The 1,349-nt window shown below is 63.7% G+C and carries 1 protein-coding gene; it reads right to left on the reverse strand.

The genetic code is table 11. The features are described 5' to 3' along the window. Window positions 1-14 precede the first annotated feature (14 nt). Window positions 15-1,271, reverse strand: a complete 1,257-nt coding sequence (locus NAT23_RS14710; RefSeq protein WP_172421272.1) for an ISL3 family transposase — start codon at window positions 1,269-1,271, stop codon at window positions 15-17. Window positions 1,272-1,349: the final 78 nt, after the last annotated feature.

Consider the following 1,349-nt stretch of genomic DNA (forward strand, 5'->3'; position numbering starts at 1 on the left):
GGTTCTTCGTCACTTCATGTGGATTTGGCCTGATCGAGCAGGCGGCCCACCGGACTGCCGATCAGGTAGATCATCGCGATGAAGTTGGCCTCGTTCCGGTAGCCACGTGCGCGTGACCTGGCCGCCTGGAAGAGGCCGTTCATGCCTTCCAGTCGTGCGTTGGTCAGTCCCGAGATCCAGCGCCTGACCACTGCGTCAGCATGGCGCTCCAGCGCCGCCAGGGCCTTCCCCATCGGCTTCAGGAGAGGCTTCTCGGTGACCGCCGCCTTCATGACCTTGAGGTAGTTCGTGATACGCCACCGAGCCGCCCGCGGCGTCGGGGCCTTCTGGATCCAGCTCAGCTTCTCTTTGATCACCCAGGCATCGGCTGTGGCGCTCTGATCGGCCACCAGCTCCTGGAGCGCCGCCAGTTGCTTGGGCGTCAGGTTCTCGTTGTCGAGGCTTTTCAGCAGGGCCCAGCGCAGCGACTTGGGATGCCCCTGCTCCCGGCGTTCCTTCTTGCGCACCTCGTCCAGCCGCTTGGTGAAGGTCTGAACGATATGGAACCAGTCGACCGTGATGTCGGCCTTGGGAAGATGCTCGGCCACGCCGCTGAGGAAGGCTTGTGACATGTCGCACACGACCTCGACCACGTTGTCGGTGTCACCGCCATGCGCTGCCAGAAAGGCGCTGAAGGCCTTGATGGCGTCTTTGCCGTGGCCGGGGACGGCGAAGATCACCGGTTCCTGCTTGCGCTGCATATCGAGGAATACCGTGACGTAGCGATGACCGCGTCGGGAGGCGGTTTCATCGACGCCGACGGTGGCCACGTTGGCCAGGTCCAGCTCACTCAGCATGCGGCCGACGTAGTGATGCACGATGCGCCACAGGCGTTTGTCGGAGATCTCCAGTTGCCGGGAGACGGCCAGCACCGGCATCTCCTTGACCAACGACATAGCGGCTTGCTCGAACAGCAGGGTGAAGTCGCTGCCCGGCCGCGCCCAGGGCACTTCAATACGCTTGACGCCATGCTCGGGGCACTTGGTGCGAGGCACGCGAGCGTGCAGGTAGCAGTGGTGCTGAAAGAAGTTCAGGTGCCGCCAAGTCTTGTCGGCAAAGTCATGGGCCGGGCAGGCCTTGCCGCACTCCGGGCAGGGGTAGAGGCTGCCCCGCTCGGCCTCGACATAGAGGTCCAGGCGGTGGGGCGACACGGAGGTATCCAGGTGCTGGTCCTTAAGCAACCAGGGCGCTTCAAGGCCTAGGCCGAGGGTCAGAATCTGCGTGCCGTCCATGTCGTACCTCCTGTCCATGTGGAGGTCATATCCTGGCCCAGCTCAGGGGGCGAATTCCACACCCAGCGACGAAGAGCC

The sequence above is a fragment of the Larsenimonas salina genome (assembly GCF_023736155.1).
Lineage (GTDB): Bacteria > Pseudomonadota > Gammaproteobacteria > Pseudomonadales > Halomonadaceae > Larsenimonas > Larsenimonas salina.